Origin of the sequence: Cupriavidus numazuensis, assembly GCF_905397435.1 — a bacterium.
GTDB classification, from domain to species: Bacteria; Pseudomonadota; Gammaproteobacteria; order Burkholderiales; family Burkholderiaceae; genus Cupriavidus; species Cupriavidus numazuensis.
The window spans coordinates 99,564-124,043 of sequence record NZ_CAJPVI010000011.1; the positions used below are offsets into that span (position 1 = coordinate 99,564).

Here is a 24,480-nt window from a genome sequence, read left to right on the forward strand (position 1 = left end):
GGCTAGATGAGGACGCGAAGCAGTGCAAACTCCGCGCCGACCAGGAGGATGAGCAGGGCCATGTCGAACAGCGGGCGGTTCCACACCAGGCGGTAGAGCCCTGCCCGTTCCAGTACCTTCGAGATGACGACTCGGGCCAGCAGCCCTGAAAAGAGGCATAGCAGCAACGGGGAGAAGAAGACCCCGGCAATGTCGAAGCCGCCCATCATCGTTGCGGCTCCAGCACCGTCGACGCCGCCGGCAACGCGAGACGCAGCCATGTCAGGCTGCGCAGGGCCTCGCGGCATTCCGGCCTTGACGCGTCGCCTGCCCTGCGTAGTGCGTGGTTCATCAGGGGCAGGAGCTCGTCCACCCGTCCCTTTCCATCGAGGGTCGCCGAAATCGCGGCCATCAGCGCTTCCACAGCTTGTCGAAAGTCGCCCGTCAGCGACGTGGTCGCATGGCGCAGCGAAGCGATCGCCACACCTGCGCGCAGCACCGCAAGCTGCGTCGCCGCCGCGTCTGCGGCATGCGAAGTCGCCTGGCGGCTGACCATGGCCGCGATCCGGTCCAGGGTACGGTTGGCGTAGGCCTCCGGATTGCCCACGCTGCCCTGCCGTGCAAGGCGCAACAGGTCTGCGCGGCCAGCTTGTGCCAGGCGCTGCAACGCATGGGCAGATCCCATGCGCCGCATCATGCCGATGCACGCCTGGGCCACCAAAACGCCCAGCAGCGAACTGAGGCAACAGTCCAGGAACACACCCAGCTCGGCCGGGGTGTACACCGCCTGCAGGTTGGTGTTGCTCAGCCCTACGCCAAGCAAAAGGATCGCCATGGGATTGGATGCTGCCCATGCGCCAATCGGCAGCAGGAACAGCGCCATGGCCACGACCAGGGCGGGAAAATCCGCAGCCAGCGGTAACAACCCGTAGCTGATGATCGCTGCCAGCACCAGTGCCGTTGCAGTGAAGCGGGCGAAGGTCGTGATGGCCTTGCCGGCCTCGTCCAGATTGCCGAAGAAGGCGATCGCCACCACCCCCATCAGGACTGCGTTGGCACCGTACGACCACCCGGTGACCCACCACAGGCCACAAAGCGCCGCATAGGCGAGCAGGATGCCGCCGCATACGCGCGCGACCAGGCCCGCATCCGGCGGCAGCGGGAACGCCCTCGCCTGCCGAACACGCTGCACCAGCGCGGAGGGCAACGGTTCCCCCGTTGTCAGGGAAGCGTGAATCTGCCGCACGTCCGACCACAGCGCTGCTATGTCAGCGGCCAGGTCCTGGCGGCTTTGCCTCAGTAGCCCGGCTACCTGAGCGTCGGGATCTCCCGAACTCGCACGACAAGATGCCTCCAGGCCCGACAACATCGGTACCAGTTGCAGCAGGCAGCCCTGGATCGCGAATACGCACTGGCGCTTCCAGGCGCTGACCTGCGGATCGTAAGCGAGCTGGCCGGCCAATGCCGACATTGCCGTGATGTCCATGATGACCCGGCTTCGGTCAGCCAGGGTCTGCGCGTCATCGCCATGTCCCGACATCGCGTGGTCCATCCAGGCGCCCATGTGGTCCAGCCATGATTGCAGGCGCATGTACAACGCCGGCGCCAGCGAGCGCGGCGCGAGGACACTGTCGACGAATGCGCAACACGCAATCCCCACGCCGATTTCGCAGACGCGCGCGAGTGCCGTATCGAACATGTTCGCGGGCGCATCCACGCCGGCAACGACTACAAGGATCACCGTCACGCCGAAGAGCTGCCATCCATACGCCCGCGGTGTGCGGTCGAGAAGCGCCGCGGCAAACGCCAGCGTCGACACAAGGCCGGCCAGCATGATCATCAAAAGTGGAGCATTGGCGCACACGCTTGCGAGCAGCAACGACGTGATGCCAGCGCCAAGCGTTCCACAGAAGCGGTAGATCGCCTTGCTGTGGATCGCGCCAGTGGTCGGGTTCATCACCACGCAGCAGGTCACGACTGCCCAATAGCTTTGTGGCAGTCCGGCGCGCACGGAGACCGCATAGGCGATCACGCCAGCCAGGAACAATTTGGTGGCGAACACCCACCGGTCCGGATCGAATACTCTCATTGCAGACTGCTGCCTGCGGCAATGGCACCTGCCGCGACTCACCAAGGCAAATCGGCCCAATGCCGACGAATCGTCAGACTATTGGCATATCGGTGATTTGTCAATGATTGATTTATTACTCGATTCGATGATCTCAGCCGCGATGGCGCTGGCCGCGCGTGGTACTTCCAATGTACGGAACGGCTTCATGTCAGGACTGGGCGGCAGGGACATCCCCGACGTAGCATGGTTGGCGATGCACGGCAGTACCGTGCTGGAAATCTGCAAACAGCGACGCGTTCCCCGAGAAGTTCCCATGCATGAAGACCCGTCCCCCGCCCTGAATATCGACGAAAAGGACACGCGCGGATTGCCGCCGCCAGCACCACGGCGCCACGTGCACACGCGTGCCATCGTGATGCGAGGCTTTCGGCGCGATGACGGGCTATGGGACATCGAAGGCGAACTGAAGGACACCAAGACCCATGTGTGGCCCAGTTGGGAGGACGGCGAGCAGCCTCCTGACGTGCCCGTACACCACATGCAGGTTCGTGTCACGCTGGACAGCGCCTACACCGTCCAGGCCGTGGCCGCGGCGCTGCCCGCCACGCCATTTCCCGAATGCAATGATGGGGGCCCGCCACTGCAGGGACTGGTGGGCGCCAGTATGTCGAGAGGCTGGCGCAAGGCGATCGAAGCTACGCTGGGCGGCGTTCGTGGCTGTACGCACCTGCGCGAACTGCTGATGAATCTCGGTACGGTGGCATATCAGACCATCGGAGGCGAACTCCGCCGCGCGGAATGGGAAGCTTTGCCGGCACCGCGCGTCCATCCCCCGTTGGCCACAGCGCCGAAGCCTCACTGGGACAAGTGCATCGGATGGCGGATGGATGGCGAGGTCATCAGGCGCTGGGCGCCGGACTTCCACCAATCGTGCGGTAAGGCTTCGAAGTAACGGCTCGGGTCCCGACTTGCCGCTGGACCAGAGGCCTGGCACTTGATTCAGGAGAGCATGCAATGACAACAACGACAACGATCGTCGAGCAGCTGGCAGATTTCACGCAACGAAGCGCATACGACACGCTGCCAGCAGCGGTCGTGGACGAATGCAAGCGCATCGTTCTCGATTCGCTCGGATGCGCACTGGCAGCTGTCGATCAGCCCAAGGGCAAGATCGGGATCGACTATGGCGCATGGATGGGTGGAGTCGCGGGCGACGCCACCATCATCGGGACTGATCAACGGGTGTCGGTGGTCGGCGCGGCTTTTGCCAACGGCGAACTGATCAATGCGCTCGACATGGACGCGGTGGTACCGCCGGGCCATGTGACGCCCTATGTCCTGCCCGGCGCACTGGCGATCGGCGAATCGCTGGGCAGCTCCGGCCAGGATCTGATTGCTGCGCTCGCCATCTCGCACGAGATGTCCTACCGCCTCGGCAAGGCCATGGACTACCTGCGCGACACCAAGGACGGCAAGGTGTCGCCACCGAAGATCTATGGCTACAGCAGCACCGTATTCGGCGCTACGGCGGCCATCGCCAGACTGAAGGGATCAGGCGCGGAGACGATCGCGCACGCGTTGGGGATTGCCGGCAGCATCAGCCCGGTGAACTCGCAAGTGGCCTGGTTTCAGCATGCGCCCAGCTCCACCATCAAGTATCTGCTTGCCGGCGCGCTGACGCAGGCGGCCATGGCTGCGGCACACATGGCCGAACTGGGCCATCGGGGTGACTTCCAGATTCTCGATGACCGTGAATACGGTTTCCCACGCTTTATCGGCACCACGCGCTGGGAGCCGGAACGCATCCTCTCGGCACTGGGCCATGACTGGCAGTTTCCCGCCGAGCAGGCCTACAAGCCCTACCCGCACTGCCGCATCCTGCATGCCTTGCTGGACAGCCTCAATGAGATCGTCGATCAGAATGAACTGCGGCCCGACGAGATCGACGGCATCAAGGTATGGGTCGAAGGCTTTGTCGAGCAGCCCGTCTGGCTGAACCGGGAGATCCGGCATGTGCATGACGCGCAGTTCAGCATCGCGCACGGCATCGCGCTGGGCGCCCATCGCGTGCCGCCAGGAAAGGCCTGGCAGGATCCGGAACTGGTCTTCGGCGAATCCGTGATGCGCCTGATGGACAAGGTCGAGCATGCCGTGCACCCCGACTATGTGGCGCTTCTGACGGGGCATGCGGCGAGCCGGCCGGCCAGGATCGAAGTGGCCGCGCGCGGCCAGACCTTTGTCGGCGAGCGGCGCTATCCGAAAGGAAGCCCCTCTCCCGATCCGGCCAGCTATATGAGCACGCAAGAACTGGTAGAGAAATTCCGCGACAACGCGCGGGACGTCATCCCCGAGGCCAACATCGCACGCGTCATCGATGCGGTGCTGGACTTGGAGAATGTGGAGAACATCGCGTCCGTCATGGCGGACGTGCGGCCTGGCAAGCGCTAGCCCGCTGCGCCCTGCAGCAAGTTATCGAAGAAGGCCTCATTCATTGACCACCGTCCGGAAACCCACGTGCATCGTCGACACGCCGGCCTCCTGCGGCTGGCGCGACGCTGGCCGGTAGCGCACGCAGAAATCCGGCGCGCACAGGAAGGATCCGCCCTTGATGACCCTGGCGATTTCGCCGGTGCTGCCGGGCGCCTCGCCTGGGTTGCGGGTCGCTACCAGTGGATCGACGGCAGGCGCCGCGGCATGGAACGGCCGGTACTCGTCCCTGGTCCACTCCCACACATTGCCGATCATGTCGTACAGGCCGTACCCGTTCGCCGGAAAGCAGCCCACTGGCGCGCTGCCGGCATGGCCGTCGGCGCGGCTGTTGGATTGCGGAAAGCTGCCCTGCCAGGTGTTGGCCATTTCGCGCCCGTTGGGCCGGGGCACATTGCCCCAGGCATAGGCCGCACCGTCCATGCCGCCCCTGGCAGCGTATTCCCACTGCGCCTCCGTCGGCAGCGAGCGGCCCATCCAGTCGGCGTAGGCCCTGGCGTCTTCGTGGGCAATATGGACCACCGGATGGTTGTCCTTGCCGCTGATGGTGCTGCCGGGGCCGGCCGGGTGGCGCCAGTTGGCGCCTGGCACCCAAACCCACCATCGGTAGGCGGCATCCGCCGGGCCGCCCGCTTTGGGCGGCACGAAGACGGCTGAGCCGGCCGGCGTGGCCCCGCTGCGGCGCTCGGCCACGGTCACGTAGCCAGTGGCGCGCACGAAGGCGGCAAACTGCGCGTTGGTAACTTCATGGCGGTCGATCGAAAACGCGGTCACGCTGACGGCATGGACCTCGCGCTCTTCGTGATATCCCTGCTCCGATCCCATCCGGAACGTGCCGCCCGGAAGGCGGACCATGCCGGCACGGTTCGGATGGCCTGCGCTGCCGCGGCCGAAGCCTTCCGGTACACCGCGATAGCGCTCGCACAGGCCGTCGGTCTGTGCCGCGCGAGCGGTGTCCGGCGCGGAACGGGCGGCCCCCGACCCAACTGTCGGCGCGGCGCCCACGCCTGTGCCCGGCACGGCCAGGACCAGCAGGACGGCCACGCCGGCGCTGGCAGCCCTACTTGTCCAGCCCACGGATATCCTCGTAGTAGGACGTGCCATTGCTGTAGCCCTTGCGCTGCGCCAACCCTTCGAACTCCGCCACGCCGTTGGCCTTGCGGTAGTCCTCGTAGGCGGCCACCAGCTCCTTGAGCTTGTCCGGGCGGCTGGCGGCCAGGTCATGCAGTTCCGAACGGTCGGCCGACAGATCGTATAGTTCCCAGCGGTCCTTGCCCCACGGCGCATTGGCCTGCACGATCTTCCAGTTGCCTTTGCGCATGGCCTTGCGCCCGTTCAGTTCCCAACCCATGCGGAACTCCTCGTGCACCACCGCGCGCTGGCCCGTCAGGAAGGGCAGCATCGAACTGCCACGCATCGGCGCGATTGGCTGTCCCCGGTAGGTATCGGTGGGTGCCGTCGCTCCAGCCAGCGCCAGCAGCGTCGGCGCGATATCGGTCACGTGCGCGGGTACGCTCGAGGTCTGGCCACGCCGCACGCCGTCCGGCATCACCACGATGCCCGGCACACTGATGCCGCCCTCATACATGAACGCCTTGTACAGATTGAACGGCGCGGCGCCGACCTGCGCCCAACCCGGGCCGTACTCGGCAAACGAGCCCGGCCTGCCGACGTTCTTCAGGCTGTTGTCGCGATGCTTCTCCGCCCAGGCACGGGTCGCGCCTTCATCGAGCACGGTATTGCCGTCGGGGCCGTTGTCGGACATGAAGATCACCACAGTATTGTCGAGCTGCTTCTCCTTTTCGAGGTAGTCCAGCACACGGCCGATCTCGGCATCCATGGCCTCGACCATCGCGGCATAGACTGTCATCCGCCGGGACTCCTGCCGGCGTTGCTCCTCGCTCAGCGTGCTCCACTTCGGCCATGTGGGATTGCCCTGGTAGGCCTGCATGTCCGCCGGCACGATGCCCAATGCCTTCATCCTTTCGAGCCGTCGCGCGCGGATGACGTCGTAGCCGACGTCGTACTTGCCCTCGTACTTGCGGATGTAGGCGTCCGGCGCCTGCAGCGGCCAGTGCGGCGCGGTGAACGCCAGGTAGCCGAAGAACGGCTTCCCGGAGCCCTTGTCGGCGTCGATATAGTCGATCAGCTTCGAGGCAAAGAAGGTGCTGGAATAGAAATCGGAGGGGATGGTGACCGGCTTGCCATCTTCCCGGTACATCGCCTCTGGCGTCTTGTTCTCGTCGAAGGTGATGATGCCGGTCTGGTCGAAATGGCTGGCGCCGCCGTTGAGCATGGCATAGCTGCGTTCGAAGCCACGGGCCTTGGCGCCGTGCTCGTCCTTGACGCCGAGATGCCATTTCCCGGTCATATAGGTGCGATAGCCGGCATCCTTCAGCAGTTGCGGGAACGACAATGCCTTCTCGTTGAGGTATCCCTCATAACCCGTGCGGCTGCGTTGCTGCGGCGTCATCAGCTCGGCCATGCCGCCAAAGCCCACGAGGTGATTGTCTGTGCCGGACAGCAGCATGGCACGCGTGGGCGAGCAGAACGGCGACGCGTACAGGCTCGTCATCTTCAGGCCCCTGGACGCCAGGCGGTCCAGGTTCGGCGTGGAGATTTCCCCGCCGAAGGCGCCGATATCGGAGTACCCGAGATCGTCGGCGACGATCAGCAGGATATTGGGGCGCGTTGCTGCCGAATGTGCCGCCGTCTGTGCGGCCAGGGGCAACGATGCGGCCGCGCCAAGCACGAGCGCACCCGCAAGCTTCAGGAACTTGTGTGTCATGTCTCCACCATCATCCAGGCCGGGCGCTTGATGGCTTCTGTGGCCGCTACCCGTACCGTCGGTCTTGTGTACAGCGTCTGGTTGACCAGGCTGCGCGGCAAGGTGGCGCCATGCGCGCCGCCTTGCCTGCCCTATGCAGTCGTGCGCGTTCAGGCCGCCCGCGCGTACCGGCTGGCCGGCTCGACCTCGTCCGCGCTGACGGCATCCTGCAGGCGGAAGTCGAAGCGCACGCGGGTAAAGGGGCCGTTCACGCCCAGCGATTCATAGCCCGCGGGGTTCTGCACTTTTTCGAGTGACACCACCAGGCCGTCGCGCGTGGCGAAGGCGAAGTCGTCGTCGAGGAAGGTGTCCCCCGGGATATTGATCTGCGTGGTCAGCGCGCGCTTGTCGCTTCCCGACACCAGGAAATGGATGTGGGCGGGACGATTGCCGTGGCGGCCCAGCAGCGTGAACAGTTCCGAAACCGGGCTGTTCGGCGGAATGGCATAGCCGGGAGGCAGGAAGCTGCGGAAGCGGTAGTTGCCCTCGGCGTCGGTCTGAATGCGGCGGCGCAGGTTGTAGTCGGGCTGGTCCGGGTCGAAATGGGAGTAGCGGCCCAGTTCATTGCAGTGCCAGACATCGACCATGGCATTCGGCACGGGCTTGCCTTCCAGGTCCAGCACGCGGCCCTCCATCACCATGACTTCGCCCTTGCCCTCGTTGCCCTCGTCCAGCCGTACCTCGCGCTGGTGAAGCGGTGCACCGGCAATATAAAGCGGCCCTTCGATGGCGCGCGGCGTACCCAGTTCACGGCTTGCGGCCAGGTCTGCCTCGTCCTCGCGGATGTCCAGCAGGCGATCGAAACCCAGTCCAGCGGTAATCAGGCCGACCATGCCGGCCTCGCCCAGTCGCGTCAGCCACTTCGCCGCAGCCCAGAATTCATCGGGTGTCACGTCGAACTGGTCGATGGTGCGGAACAGGTCGCCGACAATCTGCGCGGTGATGGCGCGCACCCGCTCATCGGCAGGCCCGACCTGCCGGGAATTGACCAGTTCCAGCAGTTGCTTGGTATTCAGTTCGGACATCGCTTGTCTCCTTGTGTCGCGTTTTCTTATCTGAGGTATGCCGTGGGGAATTGCGGGATTGGCGAGAAAAGTATGGACCGCGGCTATTCAGACGTCCAAGACCGATGGTGTCTCAATCCATACCTGCCAAGTATGGCTCGGTCGAATCGCGCACATGCGCGGCATCCCGCAGCCAGCCCCGCGCGGGGGCGCTGTCAGCCAGGAAGGCGGCCGAGGGCTCGCCCGTCACGGAGCGTCGAATCCATGTACCCTGCCAGGGTGGCGCGGTAACGGCGGGTGGCCGAACCGCGCAGGCTCAGACGTTTGGACCTTGCAGATCCACCCCGTCCCGGAGATTGCGACATGGCCATCCAGCTCAACCACACCATCGTGTTTTCCCGCGACAAGAAGGCGTCAGCCGACTTCCTTTGCGAGATCCTGGGACGTCCCGCAGCGGTGCCTTTCGGGCCGTTTCTTACCGTACGGCTGGACAACGATGTCACGCTCGACTTCATGGACGCGGAAGGCGATGTTGCCATGCAGCACTACGCCTTCCTGGTCAGCGACGCCGAATTTGAGCAAGGCTTCGGCCGCATCCGGGCGCGCAATCTGATGTTTTGGGCGGACCCCTATCGCCGCCGCCCCGGCGAAGTCAACACGGACGATGGCGGTCGCCGGATCTATTTTGAGGATCCGAGCCAGCATTTTCTGGAGATCTTCACGAAGGCATAGGGCGCATGCGCATGGAGAGGCGCGCAGTGCACAGATGCGCGGCCTCGGCGAAAACCAGAGCGATCGCAATCAATCCGGCACCCACGACACTGAGGTATTGCCGGTCGATGAACAGAAGCACAACGCCCCCGAGAACACCTGAACAGGCCAGCCCGCCGTAGGTAGCCGTATTGTTAAGGGCGAGCAGCAGCGGTGCCATTGGGGGCGCGATTTTTACCAGACGGTGCTGTTGCGGCACAATCAATCCCCACCCGACCAGCCCCCAGATGATCAAGGCAGCTGCGGCGGTGACCATGTATGCGGAAGTCCATGGCAGCGCACAGAAATTGAGAATGCCAACACAAAGACCTGCATTGATGATCGTGCGACTGTGGAAGCGGTCGACGAGGCGGCCGGCAAGCATGTTCCCGACCGTCGCGGCACAGCCCCAGACCAGGAGCATGCCGGCCAGCACGCGTTCGTCACCGCCGGTCACCCGATCCAGCACCAGTCCGGCATACGTATAGACCATCAGGAACCCGCCGAAAGCAAACAGGGACGTGAGCAGGGTCAGGGCAACGCGAATGTCGCGCAATGGCGTCAGCCTTTCGCGCAGCGTGATGCGCGCAGGCTGAGGAACCGAGCGCAGCATGGCCCCAATCCCGATCATCGCGATCAGCCCCAGGAGCGCGACGAACCAGAGCGTGATTCTCCAGCTGCCGAACCCGCCGATGAACGTGCCGATCGGAGCGCCCAGCGCCGTTGCGCCCGCAAGGCCGGCGGTCACCGTGGCAAGCGCGCGCCCTCTCCTCTCAGGATCTGCAAGTAGCGTGGCAACACCCAACGCAGTGGGAGAGAACATCGCCGCGCCAAGGCCCGCCAGCGCGCGACTGAACAGGACCGTGTTCAAATCCGTTGCAAGGGCTGTGATGGCATTGCCAACGACGAAGATACCGAGCGCGGTGACCAGCAGCAGCTTTCTTGGCCACGCCCCCGCGACAGCCGCCATCACCGGCGCCAGGATCGCATAGGAGAGCGCATAGACGGTGACCATCTGGCCGGCCAGGCTGGGGGTCGTGTGCAGCGATGCCGCGACGCCTGGAAGAATGCCGGCAACAACGAAGTTGTCCGTCCCCATGGCAAACATGCCGAGGGCCAGCATGAGTAGTCGACGATCCATTGGAATGACCTTTACTCGAATGACTTTGAATGACGTGAATGACTTCTACGTGGATTGGGACGTGTGTACCCCTAGTGCCTTGCCCATAGCTGCCGGGTCAGTATTCCGTGGGCCGCCTCGATCATGGCGCCCGCGTGCAACAGCCGCATTTCGCGGAACGCCGGTGCCACGAGCTGGACGCCGACAGGCAATCCCTGCGACAGCCCCGTCGGGACGTGGAGCCCTGGCAACCCACACACGGCGACAGCCATTAGCGGACTCTGTATTTCCAGCAAGCGACGCATTTCGTCGACGGAGCCCTGGTCGGCGCCCCACGGCAATGGCGGGCGACACGACGTAGGCATCAGCACCAGCGGATAGCGCTGGAACAAGATATTCCAGCTGCGGCGCATTTCATCGCGTGAAGCGATTGCGCCCGCATATCCAGCCAGGCTTGGCTCAGGCGCACAGGCGGCCATGTTGCGGACTGGCGTGCTAATGGGCGCCGCCCGATACGGTCGGCCAGGGACCCCAGCAACACCGCACCGCACATCGCCCCAAATAGTGCAGAGCTAACCATCATGCCCGCACGGGTAGCATCGACATTCATGTCTTTCATGATGGACGGCAACGCAATACCGGAAACAGCAAGGTCATATCCGTCAAATATGATGACCAATGCGCACCACGCCAGAATCGATACATGGAAGGCATTGAATTTCGCGTCGTCCGCGACTTTTAGCAAATCAATATATCGACCGTTGCTTCGTTCGTTCACCGTTGTCTCCTGCTGTAATTCCGACTACATACAAAAAATGCACCACGTGACTTCAATGTTGAAGCCATCATCGCTTGGTAACTGATGGGATTCCGCGATCCGGATGCTTGATACGTGCCGCCGCCGCTTTCACTGCCCCTGACGAGAAGGACTATTTTTCAGGCGTTGATCATCGTGTCGTGATGGCTCTTTTGCTCTCGTGCCGGGAAATCCGGCAGCTGTCGTGAGCCCGAGGCAGGGTCCAGGAAGTGCGCGCGATAGTCTTGCGGTGAAATGCCCAGGTTTCTTCGAAATACCGAACGCATTCGGTGTGCCGTACAAAAGCCGCACTCATAGGCGATTGCCTTGATCGGCCTGGATGTTGTCTCAAGCAAGCTTCTGGCGGCGTCCAGCCGTACGGCTTCGACAAAGTCCATCACACTGATGCTGGACTCCCGCATGAATATCCGCGTGAAGTGGCGAACGCTCATTCTCGCGACGTTCGCGAGGACGTTGAGCGACAGGTCCGCGGTCAGATTGGCAAACACGTACTCGTGCACGCGCGAAACCAATGAACTGGGCTCCACCGATGTATTGAGGTAAGGGCTGAACTGTGACTGGCCCCCTGCGCGATGCGTAAAGAGCAATAGCTGCTTGGCAACCTGGATGGCTACCTCCCGGCCATGGTCTCTTGCAAGCAGATAGAGGCTCATGTCGATCCCGGCCGTGACGCCCGCAGACGTCACCAGATTGCCGTCCTGGATATACAGCCTGTCAGGGCTTACCACGGCCGTTGGACACTCCCGGGCAAGGCTGGCCGCATCATTCCAGTGGGTCGTGACATGCTTGCCGTCGAGGACACCGGCTCTGGCCAGAAGGAATGTGCCGTTACAGATTGTGCAAATACATGTCGAACTGAGAGACGCTGCCCGGATCCATGAATACAGGGAAGGCGCAAAGCTCTGTTGAGGCAACGTGGGCCCGCCGGCGATGAGCAATAGCTCATAGGCGCCATCGGATTCAGAAAATAGGCGATCCGGATGGATTTCCAGTCCATTGGAGCAACGTATCCGTCCCGGTTCAGTTCCCAGAATTTCAAAGGAATACTGATCTTCCGAAGAAAGAAAGCGATTGGCTTCCGCAAAGACATCAAGCGGCCCGGAGACATCCAGGCCCTGAACCTCGGGAAACACCAGAACGGCTGCGGTTTTCATGTCAACGTCGGTACATCGGGTAAGGCACTTCCCACCTTTTTGACTTTTGTCATCCGCCTTTACAACGCGGAGCCTGATGCCGTCGCATCCGCCGTAGCCGGAGTGGCATGCTCCATTGGACTGTCATAAAGCCCGGCAAATCTGCCGTTCCGGCTTGCCTGTTCCAGGACGTCTTCCGGGATCAACGTGGCGAGCAGATAGGTTGAGTACCCGCCGAACAGTACGGCCAGGAGAACGTATGTGACGGAAAGCAGCGCGAACATGAGCAACTCCGGTTCAGTAGCTTGAAACAAGTGCGCTAAACCGTCCTTCTTGAGACGAAGCGCGATACGCGACCTGGCCCGTCGCTGACCCTGCATACCCATACGAGCCTTCAAGGGGAGTGTAGGCGGTGCAGCACGCTTCCCTCATGCCAGACAGCGAGCGAATCCGGCCAAAGAACGGAGGTTTCTGGTCCAGGCTGGACCGGACGGGTGCAGGTATTTCCGAAGTCACAGATAGTCTTCGTCTTCCAGCAGCATGTCCTCGAAGAACGCGCCGAATCGCTTCTCGGGATCACGGATGTGGATCTCCAGGATCCAGCGCATCGCCGACGGGCTCGCATCGAAGTCGGCCAGCGAGCCAGTGTGGATGGTGGCGTGCGGGAAGTCCGATACGCGGTGGCCCGGCAGATCGAAGTTGAGTTCCCAGCCCATCGACGCGGCAATACGGTCCGCTTCGGCGTAAAGCCTCTGCCCGGTCAGGCGGTCGCGCTTCCAGATGCCGCGCATTTCGTGGAACAGCGCCTCGGCATCGCGCGCACAACGCGCGTAGCCAGCATGTTGCCCCACCACAAACGACGCGCCGCCATCCCCTTCCCAGGCGTCCAGACGAGGGGCGATGTCGATGAAGAAGATGTCGTTGTCCTGCAGGATCACCCCCGGCTCGGATGCCAGCTTCATCGGCTTGATGGTGTTGCGGCCAAAGCGGACGCGCGTGGGATGCCAGCTCAGCGCAAGGCCTGCGTCGAGCAGGACACGCCTCGCCATCTGTACGGCGTCTTCCTCGACCATGCCCGGTTTGACGCGGGCAGCGATCTCGGCGATCGCCTCACGGGTCTTCTTGCGGGCCAGCAACATGCCGTCGACGGAAAAGGCCGGCCCGACGCGCTCGGCCAGAGACAGGGAAACTTCATGCATTCTGTTCACTCCTGCGAGAAGGCCGAAACGGCTTCGACCCTTGAGGAGAGATTGTTCCAGCGCGCATGGCTGAAGGCAGCGTTGACGGACGGCTGGAACGTGCCAATCCGCGTGGCTTTCGTGCCAGTCTCCGTCACCCGAAAATTCTGGGTGTTTCTTGCGCCAAACGACGTGGAATTCCGGCCATGGCACGGGAAGCCTGGCGCCCGGGAGCCCCTTTCCGCTATCGTTCGGGGTTCGACGAAGTCCTCGTCCCGCGCCCTGGAAGCTACGCCCATGACTCGAACTGTTGCCCTGCTGGTCTTTCCCGGCGTGCAGGCCCTGGACGTCAGTGGCCCGATGGACGTGTTTGCCGAGGCGAACCGCTTCGTGCCCAGTGACGCGGGCTACGAGATCGAGGTCATCGGCATCGGCGACGACGCGCTGGTTGCCTGCTCCAATGGCTTGCTGCTCAAGGTGCACCGCGCGTATGCCGACGTCGACCCGTCGGACAGCCGCTACGACCTGATCCTGGCCGCGGGCGGGCCGGACTTGCCAGCGGCCATCTGGGAGGCAGGTGCGTATGATTGGCTGCGACGCGTGTGCGCGGCCTCGCGCCGCTACGGATCGATCTGCAACGGCGCCTTCGCCCTCGCGCGGGCCGGCCTGCTCGAGGACCGCACCGTCACCACGCACTGGAATGATGCGGAAGCGCTCCGGCACCTCTGCCCCACCACCCGTGTGGAGGCAGACAGAATCTTCGTACGTGACGGCGATCTTTATACGTCGGCCGGGGTGACGGCGGGCATCGACCTTTCGCTATACCTGCTGGCACAGGATCATGGCGACGATGTCGCACTCAGCGTCGCCAGACGGCTGCTGGTGGTCATGCAGCGAGCGGGCGGCCAATCGCAGTTCAGTCCCTACCTGACGCCCTACGCGGAGCCGACCTCGCCGATCGCGCAGGTGCGCGAATACGTGCTGGCACACCTCGCGGACGACCTCAGCGTCAGCGTCCTGGCCGGCGTCGCGAAAATGAGCCTGCGCAACTTCGCGCGGATCTTTGCGCGGGAAGCCAGGATGACCCCCGCCGCCTTCGTCGAAAGCGCCCGGGTCGATGCGGCGCGCGTCATGCTCGAAAACGGCAAGGCTCCGCTCAAGCGTGTCGCGTACGAATGCGGCTTCGGCGACCCGCACAATATGCGTCAAATCTTCAAGCGACGGTTCGGGGTGTCGCCCCAGCAGTATCGCGCGACATTTTCCACGCCGGCAGCAGACTCGGTCGTTCCCGGACCTTGACACCGACGCTGGCCCCACGCCACCGCCGTTTGGCCTGAATCGCCCCCCGGCGCAGATGCCATCGCTCGTCCGGCATGGCCATACTTGTCGCGGATGCTCGCAATCCCGCCTGCATCTCCGCATCAGACACAAGACGTCATGCTAAAGCGACTATTCCTTTCCACGCTCATTGCGGCGAGCCCGCTGCCGGCCTGTGCGGCGAACGCAGTTGTCCCCGCCATGCAATCGCCCGCCAGCCAGGAGACTACGCCAGACGATTACTTCCATACCGGTGCAGGCGCGCGGTATCTGCGTCGCGCCGATGCCGATCTCGTCGTTGTGCCCTTGCGCGACAACATCACCGTGCTAATGGGCTCCGGTGGCAACATCACGGTGCTTTCCGGCAAGGAAGGGAAGTTCCTGGTCGATGCAGGCATCAGCAAGTCGCAGGAGAAACTGCGGGCCGCGCTTGAGAAGATCAGCCCGACCCCGCCAAAGTACGTCGTGAACACACATTGGCACTGGGATCACACCGATGGCAATGCAGGCATGCATGCGGCCGGCGCCACCATCGTCGCGCAAGAGAATACCTTCCGGCATCTGACCGAAACCACGCATGTCAACGCCTGGAACTGGACATTCCAGCCGGTGCCGGACGATGCACGGCCGACTTTGCTGGTCAAGGACCGGAAGACCTTCGATTTCGCGGGCAGCCGGGTCGAAGTGGAAAACTTCGGCCACGGTCATACCGACGGAGATCTATGGGTCTACTTCGCGAAGGCAGATGTCCTGGTGCTCGGCGACACCTTCTGGAACGGCTTCTATCCCTATATCGACAATGAGGATGGCGGCAGCATCGACGGCGCGATCCAATGGGCCAACAAGGCAGTGGCGCGTACCACGGCGCATACGATTGTCGTTCCTGGCCACGGAGCGGTCGGCACGCGCGCGCAGCTGATCGAGTTTCGCGACATGCTGGTCGCGGTCCGCAACAACGTGGCAACCCTGAAGAAGCAAGGCAAGTCGCTCGACGAGATCATTGCGGCCAGGCCGACGGCTGCGTTCGATGAGAAATGGGGCAATTTTGTGTTCAACGGCGACCAGTTCACAAAGATGGTCCATGCCGGCTTGTAGGGACGTTTGGCCGTTACCGGAGATCGCGTTCCCGCGCGGTCTTGATGGCGCCGGGCGCCACAACCGCTGTCGCTGTCGTGGCATCGCCCGTATCCAGTACAACCCGTCTCGCGCGAAGTAGCGGCTGGATGTGCCGCCACGGCACCTGTCCTGCCACTTCCTGTGATGCCGGCTGAACGACTTCCACGCACATGGGCTGCGCATCGACAGGCGACCGTCTGATCGTCAACTGGTAGCCGCTGGCCAGCAGCGACGCTAGCCGAATCTGGGTGTGTGTCAGGCTCATGATTGCCGCTGGCCGGGATCGGGCTCAGCCCACCAGCGCCTTGGTGGCCAGGTACAGCACCGAAGGCCCGAGCAGGCAACCCAGCCCCGTGTGGAACGTGGCCACCAGCGCGCCATAGGGCACCAGCCGGCGATCCGTGGCGGCCAGGCCGGCCGATACACCGCTGACCGTGCCGGCGAGTCCGCCGAACACCATCGCCGCGCGCGGGTTGTTCAGGCCCAGGAAGCCGGCCGCGAACGGCGTGCCGATCATCACGATGATGGCCTTGACCAGGCCCGTGGCAATCGACAGCGCCATTACGTCGGAACTGGCGCCCAGCGCCGCGCCCGTCACGGGGCCAACGATGTAGGTCACCGCGCCGGCGCCGATGGTCGTCATGCTGACCGCATCGTTGTAGCCGAACGCCCGCGCTACCAGCGCGCCGACGATGAACGGGACCACGGTGCCCAGCAGCAGGGACACGGCACCCACCATGCCGGCCTTGCGTGCCTCGCGCACCTGCACCTCGAAGGCCGTGGCGACAATGGCAAAGTCGCGCAGCATGGCACCGCCCATCAGGCCGATGCCCGAGAACAGCGCGAAATCGGCCATCCCTTTTTCCTTGCCGGTCACCACGCCGCCGTAATACGCCAGCGCAAGGCCGATCATGATGGCGATGGCCGAGGCATGCAGGCGCCCCTTCGTGAGCCGTTTCGAGATCTGCGAGGACACCCACATCACGATGCCGACGGTAGCGAATGCCGTCACGAGACCGTTATGGAGCAGGACGTTATCGAACATCATGGCCGGAGCAGCGATAGTCATGGCGTTCTCCCGCTTATTTCGAAGCTGCTTCGGCCGCCAACGGCGGCAGGGGCTCGTGGTCGCCGGTGCGGCTGAGCAGTGCAATCAGGCAGGCGCAGGCTGCCGCCGCCAGGATTGCCGACAGCAACGCCACCGGGCCGCCGCGCAGCGCCGCCACCACGTTCTGCTGGGCCGCCATCGCCACCACCACGGGGATATACATCGCGCCCCAGAATCCCACGCCGGCTTCGGTCTCCTTCGGCATCAGGCCCCGGTCATGCAGGTAGAGCCGCAGGAATATCAGCAGCAGCATGGCGATGCCCACGCCGCCGACGTTGGACTTGACGCCGATGGCGGCGCCCAGCAGGTCGCCAAGGTAGAGGCCCACCAGATGGCAGATGGCCAGTAGCGCGGTTCCGTAGATGATCATGGTGTCTCCTAGTTGCTGTTTTTAGGCGCCGCCCTCAAGAGGCCGGACATTTGCAGCCAACTGTACGAATCGCGCTTGTGTGCATCAATCAACCAGTGACGCACGACCGTTACGGTGCGGTTAAGCGTTCTGTCGCGACAACCAAGGAAATAAGTGCACTCCGACTCACAGCACTCGCATACGAAAACATCCGGTGTCGCCATCGCGATCCGCGATGGCACGCTCTCGACTCATTGATTTGCCGGCCGCCTGCCGGCCGTCATCTCATCGTGAGGGACGGGCAAACCGCTGCAAAGCAACGATTCGCCATTGCACCATCGCGTATCGAGATGGCAGGGACTCAGGTTGCTGGCGGGTTTTCTCTACCCAGCCAACGCCGCAACGGCCCGGTTGAACGCGCCGGGGTTGGCGATATTCATGCCGTGGGAGGCTCCGACAATGGTCTGACGCGCCGCGCCTCCGATCCATTCCTGGAGGGTCTCGACCGTGCTGCGGAACATGCGCGGGCTCTTTTGCCCATCGATCAGCAACGTCGGGCACTGGATTTCACGGGCAGCTTCGCGTGTGTAGGCGGGCAACGGGTCACGCATCTGCTTCGGCAGTGTGAGCGCATTATCGAGCGCCATCGTACGGAAGCTCTGCGAACTCTTGCCCCAGAAACCGGGCATGGTGACCGAGTCGACAAACAGATTGAGACCGGCATCGAATTCGCCGTGGTCGATCAGTGTTGCGGCCTTGGCCCTCAACGCCTGGATGGCCGGCGGCAGCTTGGCGGCCGCTGCTTGCGGCGTTGTCTGCAATGGGCCGCCTGGATCGGCGAGCGTGAGTGTCTTCACCAGATGGGGGTATTCGCGCGCCAGATGAAACGTAATGCAGCCGCCACGCGAGTGGCCGACCAGATGGACCGGCCCCAGACCCAGCGCCTGGATGAACTCCGCCATCTCGGCGACGTGCGCCTCCCAACTGAAGTCGCCGCGACCGAATGCGCCGGTTTCGGGCCAGTAGTGACCCAGGCTCGGCGCGAAGCAGCGGAAGTGCTTCGACAGCGATGCGAGCTGCGGGTCCCAATAGCGGTAGTCGCACAGCGACCCGTGCACAAATACCATCGGCTCGCCACTCCCCGCCTCCACGTAGGGAACGGAGATGCCTGAGGCAGTGGAGACAAAAGAGGGTTGGGGCCAGGCACCGGCAAGTGCCAGGGTAGTCAGGGGCGCTCGTGCGTTCATTGGGTGACTCCGTTTTGCAAACTTTGCTGCACCGCACGAAAAAAGAAAATCGCATAATATTGATGGAATCCTTCAGAATTTCTGATACCTCGCGGAAGAACGCATGACCACTGAGATGAAAGCCCTCGACGTCGACGTCCTGACCATGATCATTGCCGTCGCAGACTCGGGCACCATCAGCCGGGCTGCCGACCTCGTGCATCGCTCCCAATCGGCGGTGAGCATGCAGATCAAGACGCTGGAATCGGCCCTCGGCAAAGCGCTCTTCGTACGCAAGCCGCGCAGCGTGATCCCGACGCAGGACGGAGAGGTCCTGCTGGCGTATGCGCGCCGGATCATTGCCCTCCGCGATGAGGCGTGGGCAGCGATCGTGCGGCCCGACGTCACGGGCCGCGTGGTGATCGGCGTACCTGACGATTACGCATCATCGCTGTTCCCGCCGATTCTGAAGAAGTTCTCGGCCACCTACCCCAAGGTCGAAATCCAGGTGATCGGGCTGCCTAGCGTCGCGCTCGCGCCGATGCTGCGCGATGGCACGGTGGATCTCGTCTGCGCGACGCGCGTCAAAGGGCTGACCGGCGAGTTTCTGCGGCATGAGCCGATGGTGTGGGCGACCGACCCGGGCTCCACGGAAATCTGGCGAGAGCGGCCCCTCCCCATCGCCGTGTTCCTGCCTGGAAGCGTCGCACGCGAAAAGGCGATTCGAAGCCTTGAGCGCGCAAAGATTGCGTATCGCACCTCCTACGAGAGTCCCAGCCTGCTGGGCCTGCTGACGATGGCCCGAGCCGGCCTTGCCATCACCCCGCTGGCACAGTGCGCGGTGCCGCCCGACTTTACGCTGCTCGGGGCTGCGCAGGGCCTGCCAGAGATCGGGACGCTCGAGATCGTGTTGGCGCGCAGTGTCACGTCGAACCGGCCGCCCTGCGATTTTCTTGCGGAACGCATCGTGGCCGAGTTGCACGCATGAACTGATAGCAAGCCAGCCCGGAGGCCTCGCGCAAAGCCATTGCCGTGTCCGCACGCAGGCGGTCGCTGATCGCACACTCCCTGCATGGCATGCGGCCGATTGCGGGCTTCCGGCGAAATTCGCCCTGGCACCCTCCGGCATAATCGGCCTGCGGATTGACCGCGAGAACCCCCGGCAAACGCGGGGGAAGATTTGTTCCAATGCAGGAGACGCAGTTGAGTATCAAGAACTCCGTGGCGCGCGGCGCACGACTGGCGACACTCGCCATCACAGGCATGGTTCTGGGCCACACCGCTTTTGCCGCCGACGCGTGGCCGACCAAGCCGATCAAGGTCATTGTTCCCTATACGCCCGGCGGGTCGACCGACACGGTGTCCCGCGTCGTGTTCGAGAAGGTCGCGCAAAGCCTCGGCCAGCCGATCATTATCGAGAACAAGCCAGGCGCAAACAGCACGCTGGGCGTTGGCGTCGCCGCACGCTCGGCGCCGGACGGCTATACCTTTGTCTCGGTGCTTGCGGCCTACAGCGCCAACATGTCGCTGTATTCCAAGCTCAGCTACAAGCCTTCGGACCTCGTGCCGGTGGCGGAGATGGCGGAACTGCCCCTGTTCCTGTTCTCGAGCAAGAAGCTGCCCGTCAAGACCGTTCGTGAACTGGTCGACTACGGCAAGAAGCATCCGGACACGCTGACTTTCGGCTCCAGCGGTGTAGGCAGCTCGGCACATCTGACCGGCGAGCGCCTGGCCATGGAATCGAAGGTCAAGATGACTCACATTCCCTACAACGGCAGCGCACCGATCCTGCCGGCGCTCATCTCCGGCGAGGTGTCGGTCGCCTTCGATCCGCTGCTGGTTCCGATGCCCCACGTGAAGTCCGGCAAGATCAATGTTCTGGCCGTCGCTTCGGCCAAGCGCTGGCCGGGCGAGCCGAATATCCCGACCATGGAAGAGTCGGGCTTCCCGGGCTTCGTCATGAGTTCCTGGACGGGCCTGCTCGCGCCCGCCGGCACACCGGCGCCGGTGGTTGACCGCATGGCGAAGGAAATTGCCGCCGCCACACGCAGCCCGGACGTGGCGAAGAAACTGACCGACCTCGGCTTCGTGCCCGTGGGCGGTACTTCCGAGGACTTCCGCAAGCTGATCGAGCGCGATATCGCGCGCTATGGCCAGATCGTCAAGGCGGGAAAGATCACCCTCGACTGAGAGGCCTCAGTGTGGGCGACGAGCGGGTAAGCGATGGCATGGCTGTCGCCCGCTTTCCCCGCACGTGAGATCGATCGCTGGCGCACGAACCTGCGGGCCCGGCAAGCCACATCACGCCGACCGGGAAGGTGCAGCCTATCGGGGCACCGCGGCACTTGCAGCGCGGCTTTCCTTGGGACTACATCCGAACTGCGTCTGATACCAGCGCGAGAATCCGCTTGGCGCAGAAAAGCCGAGCAGCGTCGCCACCTCGGTAAATGGTCGATCGCTCTCGACGACATGACGCATTGCGAGTTCCACGCGGATGTCGTTGACGATCGATGAGAAGCTCTGCCCCTGCTCCGCCAGCCGGCGCTGGACCGTGCGGCAGACCACGCCGAGATTTTCCGCGACCTGCTCGACGCTGCAGCGCCCGCCGGGCAACAGCAGCAGGATCGTGCGCCGCACGTCGTCAAGCATGGTCGTCTGCCGCGCCGCGGCTGACTCGTCGATCAGACGCTGCGCGTAGCGCGCCATGGCCGGATCGGCCCACGGGTTGCGCGCATCGAGATCGGACTTTGCGCAGACGATGCCATTGAAATCGCAATTGAATGCGACGTTCGGGCCAAAGAACCGCTGGTGCGTACTGAGGTCGCGCGGGGCCGGGTGCTCGAAGCATACGCGCTGCGGCTGCCAGTCCGGCTTGATGAGCTGGCGTATCAACCGCACCATGACCCCCAGTGCCAGTTCAACCCGTTGGCGCGTTGGCTGGTGTGCGCTGCCGGCGATCAGCACCTCGCGAATGATTACCCGTCCACCACACTCCTCGACTGCCAGTGACTTCGCGCCGTTGAGAATCGATTGGTAGCGCATCAACATGCCGAGCGCGTCGCGCAGCGTCGCCTGGTCGCGGATCAGCATGCCTACCGGTCCGAGGTTGGACAACAGGCGCGACTCGGCCATGCTCAATCCAAAACTCTCGTTGCCTGACAGCGTTGCAGAGATCTGGAGCAGCCGCCCGAAACGATCGACCTGAATCATGAGATCCGGCTCGCGCAGTACGCTCGGACTGATGCCGGCGTCAAACATCATCCGCAGCGGATCGAGCCCGCCGGCACGCGCAACTTCACAGTAGTTGGTAAGGGCTGCGGCGCGGACAAGTAACGACATCGGGGGCTGACCAGAAAATGACAGCTCATGGTAATTCGCGGTCATGCATTGTCAAGCGGGACTAACCCGTCACGAAACGCCGGTCACCAGCCACTGACATCAGTGTCTTCTCCGAATCCGCAACGATGAGGTCCATTGTTTCCTGCGGCAGCGGCTGCTGTCACAAAAGGCCAAGTGCCTGGCACCTGATGCAAAGCGTGAAGTATTGCCATGCAGGATGATCTGACATGGGAAAAAAGATCACTCAAAGGAAAAGGAAATGACTCAAGCACTCCGGATCGACTTTGTCTCTGATATTGCCTGCCCGTGGTGTGCCATCGGCTTGTCGTCGCTCAAGCACGCGTTGGAGCAACTCGGGGACGAAGTGGATGCCGAAGTCGTCGTGCGTTCGTTCGAACTGAACCCGGATATGCCGCCGGAAGGCCAGACCCTTCTCGACTACGCGAGCAGGAAGCATGGCAGTACCGCTACGCAAGTCGCAGAGAGGCAGGCGCTGATTCGCGAACGCGGCGCAAGCGCTGGTTTCGACTTCGCGCCCAGGACCCATGTCTACAACACCTTTGACGGTCATCGGCTGCTGCATTGGGCCGGCACACAGGGCGAGGCGCTGGCGCTCAAGGAGGCGCTGCTGAAGGCATATCACGGTAACGGAAAGGACCTCAGCAATCACGGGGTATTGCTGGAAGCGGTCCAATCTGTGGGGCTCGATGCCGCCCAGGCGCGGCGTGTGCTTGAGAGCAGCGATTATGCGGATGAGGTGCGCCGCGAAGTGGCGGAGTTCCGGTCGATGGGTATCAACTCCGTGCCGTCGATCCTCTTCGACAACCGCTACCTTGTCACGGGCGGACAGCCGGCCGAAGCCTTTGTGCAGATCATCCGCGACGTGCTGGCGAAGCGGCAAGGCTGACGGCGGCGAACATCGCGGCATCGGCCCGGTCAGGCGCTCGATGAGCGGGCCCAGCTACCAGCACCGGGCCGCGTCTCTGCTCAGAGTTCCCGAACGAGTTCCTCTGCCAGCGGCCAGGTTCCATAGCCATCTGCCGGTCCCAGATGTCCGACTTCCCCGGCATCGACGAACCGGCTGCCCCAGGCCTGCGCCAACTCGCGGATTCGTTCGAACTTGCCAAGCGGATCATTGCGGCTCGCGACCACGATGCTCGGGAATTTCAGGGGCCGCCGCGGAATGGGGGTCCATCCCTCATCCGCCAGCGTCTGCGGCTCTGCGTATCCGGGCGGCAACGGGCTATCGAAGTCGGCCGGCGCGGCAAGCAATACGCCCTGCACCGCGCACTGCGTCTCCTGTGCCCAGTGAACGGTGATCAGGCAGCCCACGCTATGGCCAACGAGAATGACCGGCCCCGAGATGCTGCTGACGACACGCTCGAGGTTCTCCACCCTGGCACGGCGCAACCTCTTGTCGTGATCAATCTGCGGTACGATGCGCACCGCTCTTCCCTGCTGCTGCAAGCGTTCTGCCAACAGCGACTGCCAGTGCTCCGGCATGTGGTCGCGAAAGCCGGGAACAATCACAACCGTTGGTTGATTTCCGGATGTCATGAGCTTTGTATTCCTCGTTTGGTTTGAAGATGCGTGAGTACAGACGTGGCCGTCAGCGAGCACGGTCACTGTCGCCCTGCGCCGTATCACATCGAACAACAACGGTGCCCAGCTTGCTGCCCGCTTCGACAGCCTGGTGAGCCTTCACGGTGTCTCGCAAGTCGAACACGCTGTCGACGGCGTGAATGGCATCCGGGACGTCATGCATCCAGCGCGACAAGCCTTCCTGCGCGATCCAGCGCATCTCATAGGGCAAGCCCGGCAGATAGAGTCCCTGCAGACAGAGGTTCTTGCGAATCAGCGTGACCAACGGAACCGCCTGCTCGAGGCCGGCACCGCTGGCATACGAGACCCATTGCGCACGACTGGCGGCTACCTGAAAGCACAGCCCCGAATTGACGATGGCATTGACATCGACGATGTGGTCAACGCCTTGCCCGTGAGTGGCATCAAGAATCCGCTGCGCGGCATCCGGTGCAAGGTAGTCGATCACTGCGTCGGCGCCGCCAGCTGCGGCGTGGGCGGCCTTGCGTTCGGAGCTGGTGGTGGCAATGACATGCGCCCCGCCCCACTTGGCGAGTTGCACAGCGTAGTGTCCAACAGCTCCCGCACCGCCGGTAATGAGCACGTACTTGCCCTGGATGGCGCCGCGCTGGAACAGGCTGATATAAGCCGTCATCGCCGGAATGCCCAGACAGGCACCCTGTGCGAAGTCCAGATGCTCGGGCAGTGGCGAGGTCAACTCGTGCGGCACGCAGATGTACTCGGCCGCCGTACCGAACGGACGCCCGCGCTGTCCGAAATGCAGCCAGACCCGCGTGCCCAGCATCTTCTGATCGACGCCGTGCCCCAACTTATCGATCACGCCCGCGCCATCGCTATTCGGAATGATGCGCGGGAACTCCATGCCACCATGCATGCGTCCGGCGCGCCTGTTTGCATCGGCCGGGTTAACGGCCGACGCATGGAGCCGCACGCGGACTTCGCCGGGGGCCGGTTGCGGCGTGGGCAGATCGCCAAACGCCAATACATCCTCCGCCCGCCCTTGTTGTTCGTACCAGATCGCCTTCATGGTGTCTTTGTCCCGTTGCGCGTGGCGCGC

Annotated in this window: 25 protein-coding genes and 1 pseudogene; 8 read left to right on the forward strand and 18 right to left on the reverse strand. The window is 63.4% G+C overall.

Annotated elements, in window-relative coordinates; translation table 11 throughout:
* Positions 1–2 precede the first annotated feature (2 nt).
* Both KHO41_RS11050 and KHO41_RS11055 read right to left on the reverse strand, forming a co-directional pair.
* Positions 3–209 (reverse strand): DUF1656 domain-containing protein, encoded by a 207-nt coding sequence (locus tag KHO41_RS11050; protein ID WP_211953322.1) that lies wholly within the window; start codon positions 207–209, stop codon positions 3–5.
* Positions 206–2,068, reverse strand: a complete 1,863-nt coding sequence (locus KHO41_RS11055; RefSeq protein ID WP_211953323.1) for an FUSC family protein — start codon at positions 2,066–2,068, stop codon at positions 206–208. The genes KHO41_RS11050 and KHO41_RS11055 overlap by 4 nt, the downstream gene beginning before the upstream one ends.
* Between KHO41_RS11055 and KHO41_RS11060 the strand changes: the two genes are divergently transcribed.
* A complete protein-coding gene (locus KHO41_RS11060) occupies positions 2,031–3,002 on the forward strand; it encodes a DUF2889 domain-containing protein (RefSeq protein ID WP_244873792.1) in 972 nt (323 codons plus the stop codon). The genes KHO41_RS11055 and KHO41_RS11060 overlap by 38 nt on opposite strands.
* Before the next feature lie 62 nt (positions 3,003–3,064).
* Positions 3,065–4,498, forward strand: a complete 1,434-nt coding sequence (locus KHO41_RS11065; protein WP_211953324.1) for an MmgE/PrpD family protein — start codon at positions 3,065–3,067, stop codon at positions 4,496–4,498.
* 36 nt (positions 4,499–4,534) lie between these two features.
* Here the strand turns inward: KHO41_RS11065 and KHO41_RS11070 are convergent, their stop codons facing one another.
* From KHO41_RS11070 to KHO41_RS11080, 3 genes are all read right to left on the reverse strand, one after another.
* Positions 4,535–5,614, reverse strand: coding sequence for a formylglycine-generating enzyme family protein (locus tag KHO41_RS11070; protein WP_244873793.1), 1,080 nt, complete (start codon positions 5,612–5,614; stop codon positions 4,535–4,537).
* Positions 5,598–7,325 carry an arylsulfatase gene (locus KHO41_RS11075; RefSeq protein ID WP_211953326.1) on the reverse strand — a complete coding sequence of 576 codons (1,728 nt, stop codon included), beginning with the start codon at positions 7,323–7,325 and terminating at the stop codon, positions 5,598–5,600. Before KHO41_RS11075 ends, KHO41_RS11070 begins: the two co-directional genes overlap by 17 nt.
* Positions 7,326–7,474: 149 nt before the next feature.
* Positions 7,475–8,389: a dioxygenase family protein gene (locus KHO41_RS11080; RefSeq protein WP_211953327.1), complete on the reverse strand. Its 915-nt coding sequence runs from the start codon at positions 8,387–8,389 to the stop codon at positions 7,475–7,477.
* Positions 8,390–8,731: 342 nt separating this feature from the next.
* Here KHO41_RS11080 and KHO41_RS11085 point away from each other — a divergent pair, with 342 nt between their 5' ends.
* Positions 8,732–9,100: a VOC family protein gene (locus KHO41_RS11085; RefSeq protein WP_211953328.1), complete on the forward strand. Its 369-nt coding sequence runs from the start codon at positions 8,732–8,734 to the stop codon at positions 9,098–9,100.
* Here the strand turns inward: KHO41_RS11085 and KHO41_RS11090 are convergent.
* The 6 genes and pseudogenes from KHO41_RS11090 to KHO41_RS11115 all read right to left on the reverse strand — a co-directional run bounded on the left by KHO41_RS11090 (position 9,087) and on the right by KHO41_RS11115 (position 13,387).
* A complete protein-coding gene (locus tag KHO41_RS11090; protein WP_211953329.1) occupies positions 9,087–10,259 on the reverse strand; it encodes an MFS transporter in 1,173 nt (390 codons plus the stop codon). The genes KHO41_RS11085 and KHO41_RS11090 overlap by 14 nt on opposite strands.
* Before the next feature lie 71 nt (positions 10,260–10,330).
* Positions 10,331–10,717, reverse strand: coding sequence for an amidase family protein (locus KHO41_RS11095; protein WP_211953330.1), 387 nt, complete (start codon positions 10,715–10,717; stop codon positions 10,331–10,333).
* A gap of 23 nt (positions 10,718–10,740) precedes the next feature.
* Positions 10,741–11,016, reverse strand: a pseudogene (locus KHO41_RS11100) (MFS transporter); the annotation flags it as partial.
* Positions 11,017–11,174: 158 nt separating this feature from the next.
* A complete protein-coding gene (locus tag KHO41_RS11105; protein WP_211953331.1) occupies positions 11,175–12,209 on the reverse strand; it encodes a GlxA family transcriptional regulator in 1,035 nt (344 codons plus the stop codon).
* 59 nt (positions 12,210–12,268) lie between these two features.
* Complete coding sequence (locus tag KHO41_RS11110) at positions 12,269–12,472, reverse strand: hypothetical protein (protein ID WP_211953332.1); 204 nt, start codon at positions 12,470–12,472, stop codon at positions 12,269–12,271.
* Between the two features lie 228 nt (positions 12,473–12,700).
* Positions 12,701–13,387 carry a M24 family metallopeptidase gene (locus tag KHO41_RS11115; RefSeq protein WP_211953333.1) on the reverse strand — a complete coding sequence of 229 codons (687 nt, stop codon included), beginning with the start codon at positions 13,385–13,387 and terminating at the stop codon, positions 12,701–12,703.
* Between KHO41_RS11115 and KHO41_RS11120 the strand changes: the two genes are divergently transcribed.
* Positions 13,382–14,665, forward strand: a complete 1,284-nt coding sequence (locus KHO41_RS11120) for a GlxA family transcriptional regulator (RefSeq protein ID WP_342344456.1) — start codon at positions 13,382–13,384, stop codon at positions 14,663–14,665. The two genes, KHO41_RS11115 and KHO41_RS11120, sit on opposite strands and share 6 nt — an antisense overlap.
* Positions 14,666–14,884: 219 nt before the next feature.
* Positions 14,885–15,778 carry an MBL fold metallo-hydrolase gene (locus KHO41_RS11125; RefSeq protein WP_244873795.1) on the forward strand — a complete coding sequence of 298 codons (894 nt, stop codon included), beginning with the start codon at positions 14,885–14,887 and terminating at the stop codon, positions 15,776–15,778.
* A 13-nt stretch (positions 15,779–15,791) separates the two neighbouring features.
* Here the strand turns inward: KHO41_RS11125 and KHO41_RS11130 are convergent, their stop codons facing one another.
* The 4 genes from KHO41_RS11130 to KHO41_RS11145 all read right to left on the reverse strand — a co-directional run bounded on the left by KHO41_RS11130 (position 15,792) and on the right by KHO41_RS11145 (position 18,503).
* Entirely contained in the window at positions 15,792–16,064 is a 273-nt protein-coding gene (locus tag KHO41_RS11130; protein ID WP_211953334.1) for a hypothetical protein, read from the reverse strand.
* A gap of 24 nt (positions 16,065–16,088) precedes the next feature.
* Complete coding sequence (gene madM / locus KHO41_RS11135) at positions 16,089–16,868, reverse strand: malonate transporter subunit MadM (protein WP_211953335.1); 780 nt, start codon at positions 16,866–16,868, stop codon at positions 16,089–16,091.
* Positions 16,869–16,881: 13 nt separating this feature from the next.
* Positions 16,882–17,277: a malonate transporter subunit MadL gene (gene madL, locus KHO41_RS11140; RefSeq protein WP_011297775.1), complete on the reverse strand. Its 396-nt coding sequence runs from the start codon at positions 17,275–17,277 to the stop codon at positions 16,882–16,884.
* Positions 17,278–17,639: 362 nt separating this feature from the next.
* Positions 17,640–18,503 (reverse strand): alpha/beta fold hydrolase, encoded by an 864-nt coding sequence (locus KHO41_RS11145; protein ID WP_211953336.1) that lies wholly within the window; start codon positions 18,501–18,503, stop codon positions 17,640–17,642.
* A gap of 115 nt (positions 18,504–18,618) precedes the next feature.
* On the opposite strand from KHO41_RS11145, the gene KHO41_RS11150 reads away from it, so the two are divergent.
* Positions 18,619–19,470 carry a LysR substrate-binding domain-containing protein gene (locus KHO41_RS11150; RefSeq protein ID WP_211953394.1) on the forward strand — a complete coding sequence of 284 codons (852 nt, stop codon included), beginning with the start codon at positions 18,619–18,621 and terminating at the stop codon, positions 19,468–19,470.
* 200 nt (positions 19,471–19,670) lie between these two features.
* On the forward strand, positions 19,671–20,672 hold the full coding sequence (locus KHO41_RS11155; protein WP_211953337.1) for a Bug family tripartite tricarboxylate transporter substrate binding protein: 1,002 nt from the start codon (positions 19,671–19,673) through the stop codon (positions 20,670–20,672).
* Between the two features lie 135 nt (positions 20,673–20,807).
* On the opposite strand, the gene KHO41_RS11160 is transcribed toward KHO41_RS11155, so the two are convergent.
* The gene (locus KHO41_RS11160) at positions 20,808–21,821 is read right to left on the reverse strand and encodes an AraC family transcriptional regulator (RefSeq protein WP_211953338.1); all 1,014 of its coding nucleotides are present in this window, start codon (positions 21,819–21,821) and stop codon (positions 20,808–20,810) included.
* A 259-nt stretch (positions 21,822–22,080) separates the two neighbouring features.
* On the opposite strand from KHO41_RS11160, the gene KHO41_RS11165 reads away from it, so the two are divergent.
* Complete coding sequence (locus KHO41_RS11165; RefSeq protein ID WP_211953339.1) at positions 22,081–22,728, forward strand: DsbA family oxidoreductase; 648 nt, start codon at positions 22,081–22,083, stop codon at positions 22,726–22,728.
* 80 nt (positions 22,729–22,808) lie between these two features.
* On the opposite strand, the gene KHO41_RS11170 is transcribed toward KHO41_RS11165, so the two are convergent.
* Positions 22,809–23,378 carry an RBBP9/YdeN family alpha/beta hydrolase gene (locus KHO41_RS11170; RefSeq protein ID WP_211953395.1) on the reverse strand — a complete coding sequence of 190 codons (570 nt, stop codon included), beginning with the start codon at positions 23,376–23,378 and terminating at the stop codon, positions 22,809–22,811.
* A gap of 52 nt (positions 23,379–23,430) precedes the next feature.
* Complete coding sequence (locus KHO41_RS11175; RefSeq protein WP_211953340.1) at positions 23,431–24,450, reverse strand: NADPH:quinone reductase; 1,020 nt, start codon at positions 24,448–24,450, stop codon at positions 23,431–23,433.
* Positions 24,451–24,480 lie beyond the last annotated feature (30 nt).

Excerpts from the sequence above, each read along its gene's own strand:
- KHO41_RS11050 (WP_211953322.1), bottom strand. The coding sequence starts at position 209 with ATGATGGGCGGCTTCGACATTGCCGGGGTCTTCTTCTCCCCGTTGCTG.
- KHO41_RS11055 (WP_211953323.1), bottom strand. The coding sequence starts at position 2,068 with ATGAGAGTATTCGATCCGGACCGGTGGGTGTTCGCCACCAAATTGTTC.
- KHO41_RS11065 (WP_211953324.1), top strand. The coding sequence starts at position 3,065 with ATGACAACAACGACAACGATCGTCGAGCAGCTGGCAGATTTCACGCAA.
- KHO41_RS11075 (WP_211953326.1), bottom strand. The coding sequence starts at position 7,325 with ATGACACACAAGTTCCTGAAGCTTGCGGGTGCGCTCGTGCTTGGCGCG.
- KHO41_RS11080 (WP_211953327.1), bottom strand. The coding sequence starts at position 8,389 with ATGTCCGAACTGAATACCAAGCAACTGCTGGAACTGGTCAATTCCCGG.
- KHO41_RS11085 (WP_211953328.1), top strand. The coding sequence starts at position 8,732 with ATGGCCATCCAGCTCAACCACACCATCGTGTTTTCCCGCGACAAGAAG.
- KHO41_RS11090 (WP_211953329.1), bottom strand. The coding sequence starts at position 10,259 with ATGGATCGTCGACTACTCATGCTGGCCCTCGGCATGTTTGCCATGGGG.
- KHO41_RS11095 (WP_211953330.1), bottom strand. The coding sequence starts at position 10,717 with ATGGCCGCCTGTGCGCCTGAGCCAAGCCTGGCTGGATATGCGGGCGCA.
- KHO41_RS11105 (WP_211953331.1), bottom strand. The coding sequence starts at position 12,209 with ATGAAAACCGCAGCCGTTCTGGTGTTTCCCGAGGTTCAGGGCCTGGAT.
- KHO41_RS11110 (WP_211953332.1), bottom strand. The coding sequence starts at position 12,472 with ATGTTCGCGCTGCTTTCCGTCACATACGTTCTCCTGGCCGTACTGTTC.
- KHO41_RS11120 (WP_342344456.1), top strand. The coding sequence starts at position 13,382 with ATGCATTCTGTTCACTCCTGCGAGAAGGCCGAAACGGCTTCGACCCTT.
- KHO41_RS11115 (WP_211953333.1), bottom strand. The coding sequence starts at position 13,387 with ATGCATGAAGTTTCCCTGTCTCTGGCCGAGCGCGTCGGGCCGGCCTTT.
- KHO41_RS11125 (WP_244873795.1), top strand. The coding sequence starts at position 14,885 with ATGCAATCGCCCGCCAGCCAGGAGACTACGCCAGACGATTACTTCCAT.
- KHO41_RS11130 (WP_211953334.1), bottom strand. The coding sequence starts at position 16,064 with ATGAGCCTGACACACACCCAGATTCGGCTAGCGTCGCTGCTGGCCAGC.
- madM (WP_211953335.1), bottom strand. The coding sequence starts at position 16,868 with ATGACTATCGCTGCTCCGGCCATGATGTTCGATAACGTCCTGCTCCAT.
- madL (WP_011297775.1), bottom strand. The coding sequence starts at position 17,277 with ATGATCATCTACGGAACCGCGCTACTGGCCATCTGCCATCTGGTGGGC.
- KHO41_RS11145 (WP_211953336.1), bottom strand. The coding sequence starts at position 18,503 with ATGAACGCACGAGCGCCCCTGACTACCCTGGCACTTGCCGGTGCCTGG.
- KHO41_RS11150 (WP_211953394.1), top strand. The coding sequence starts at position 18,619 with ATGAAAGCCCTCGACGTCGACGTCCTGACCATGATCATTGCCGTCGCA.
- KHO41_RS11155 (WP_211953337.1), top strand. The coding sequence starts at position 19,671 with ATGCAGGAGACGCAGTTGAGTATCAAGAACTCCGTGGCGCGCGGCGCA.
- KHO41_RS11160 (WP_211953338.1), bottom strand. The coding sequence starts at position 21,821 with ATGTCGTTACTTGTCCGCGCCGCAGCCCTTACCAACTACTGTGAAGTT.
- KHO41_RS11165 (WP_211953339.1), top strand. The coding sequence starts at position 22,081 with ATGACTCAAGCACTCCGGATCGACTTTGTCTCTGATATTGCCTGCCCG.
- KHO41_RS11170 (WP_211953395.1), bottom strand. The coding sequence starts at position 23,378 with ATGACATCCGGAAATCAACCAACGGTTGTGATTGTTCCCGGCTTTCGC.
- KHO41_RS11175 (WP_211953340.1), bottom strand. The coding sequence starts at position 24,450 with ATGAAGGCGATCTGGTACGAACAACAAGGGCGGGCGGAGGATGTATTG.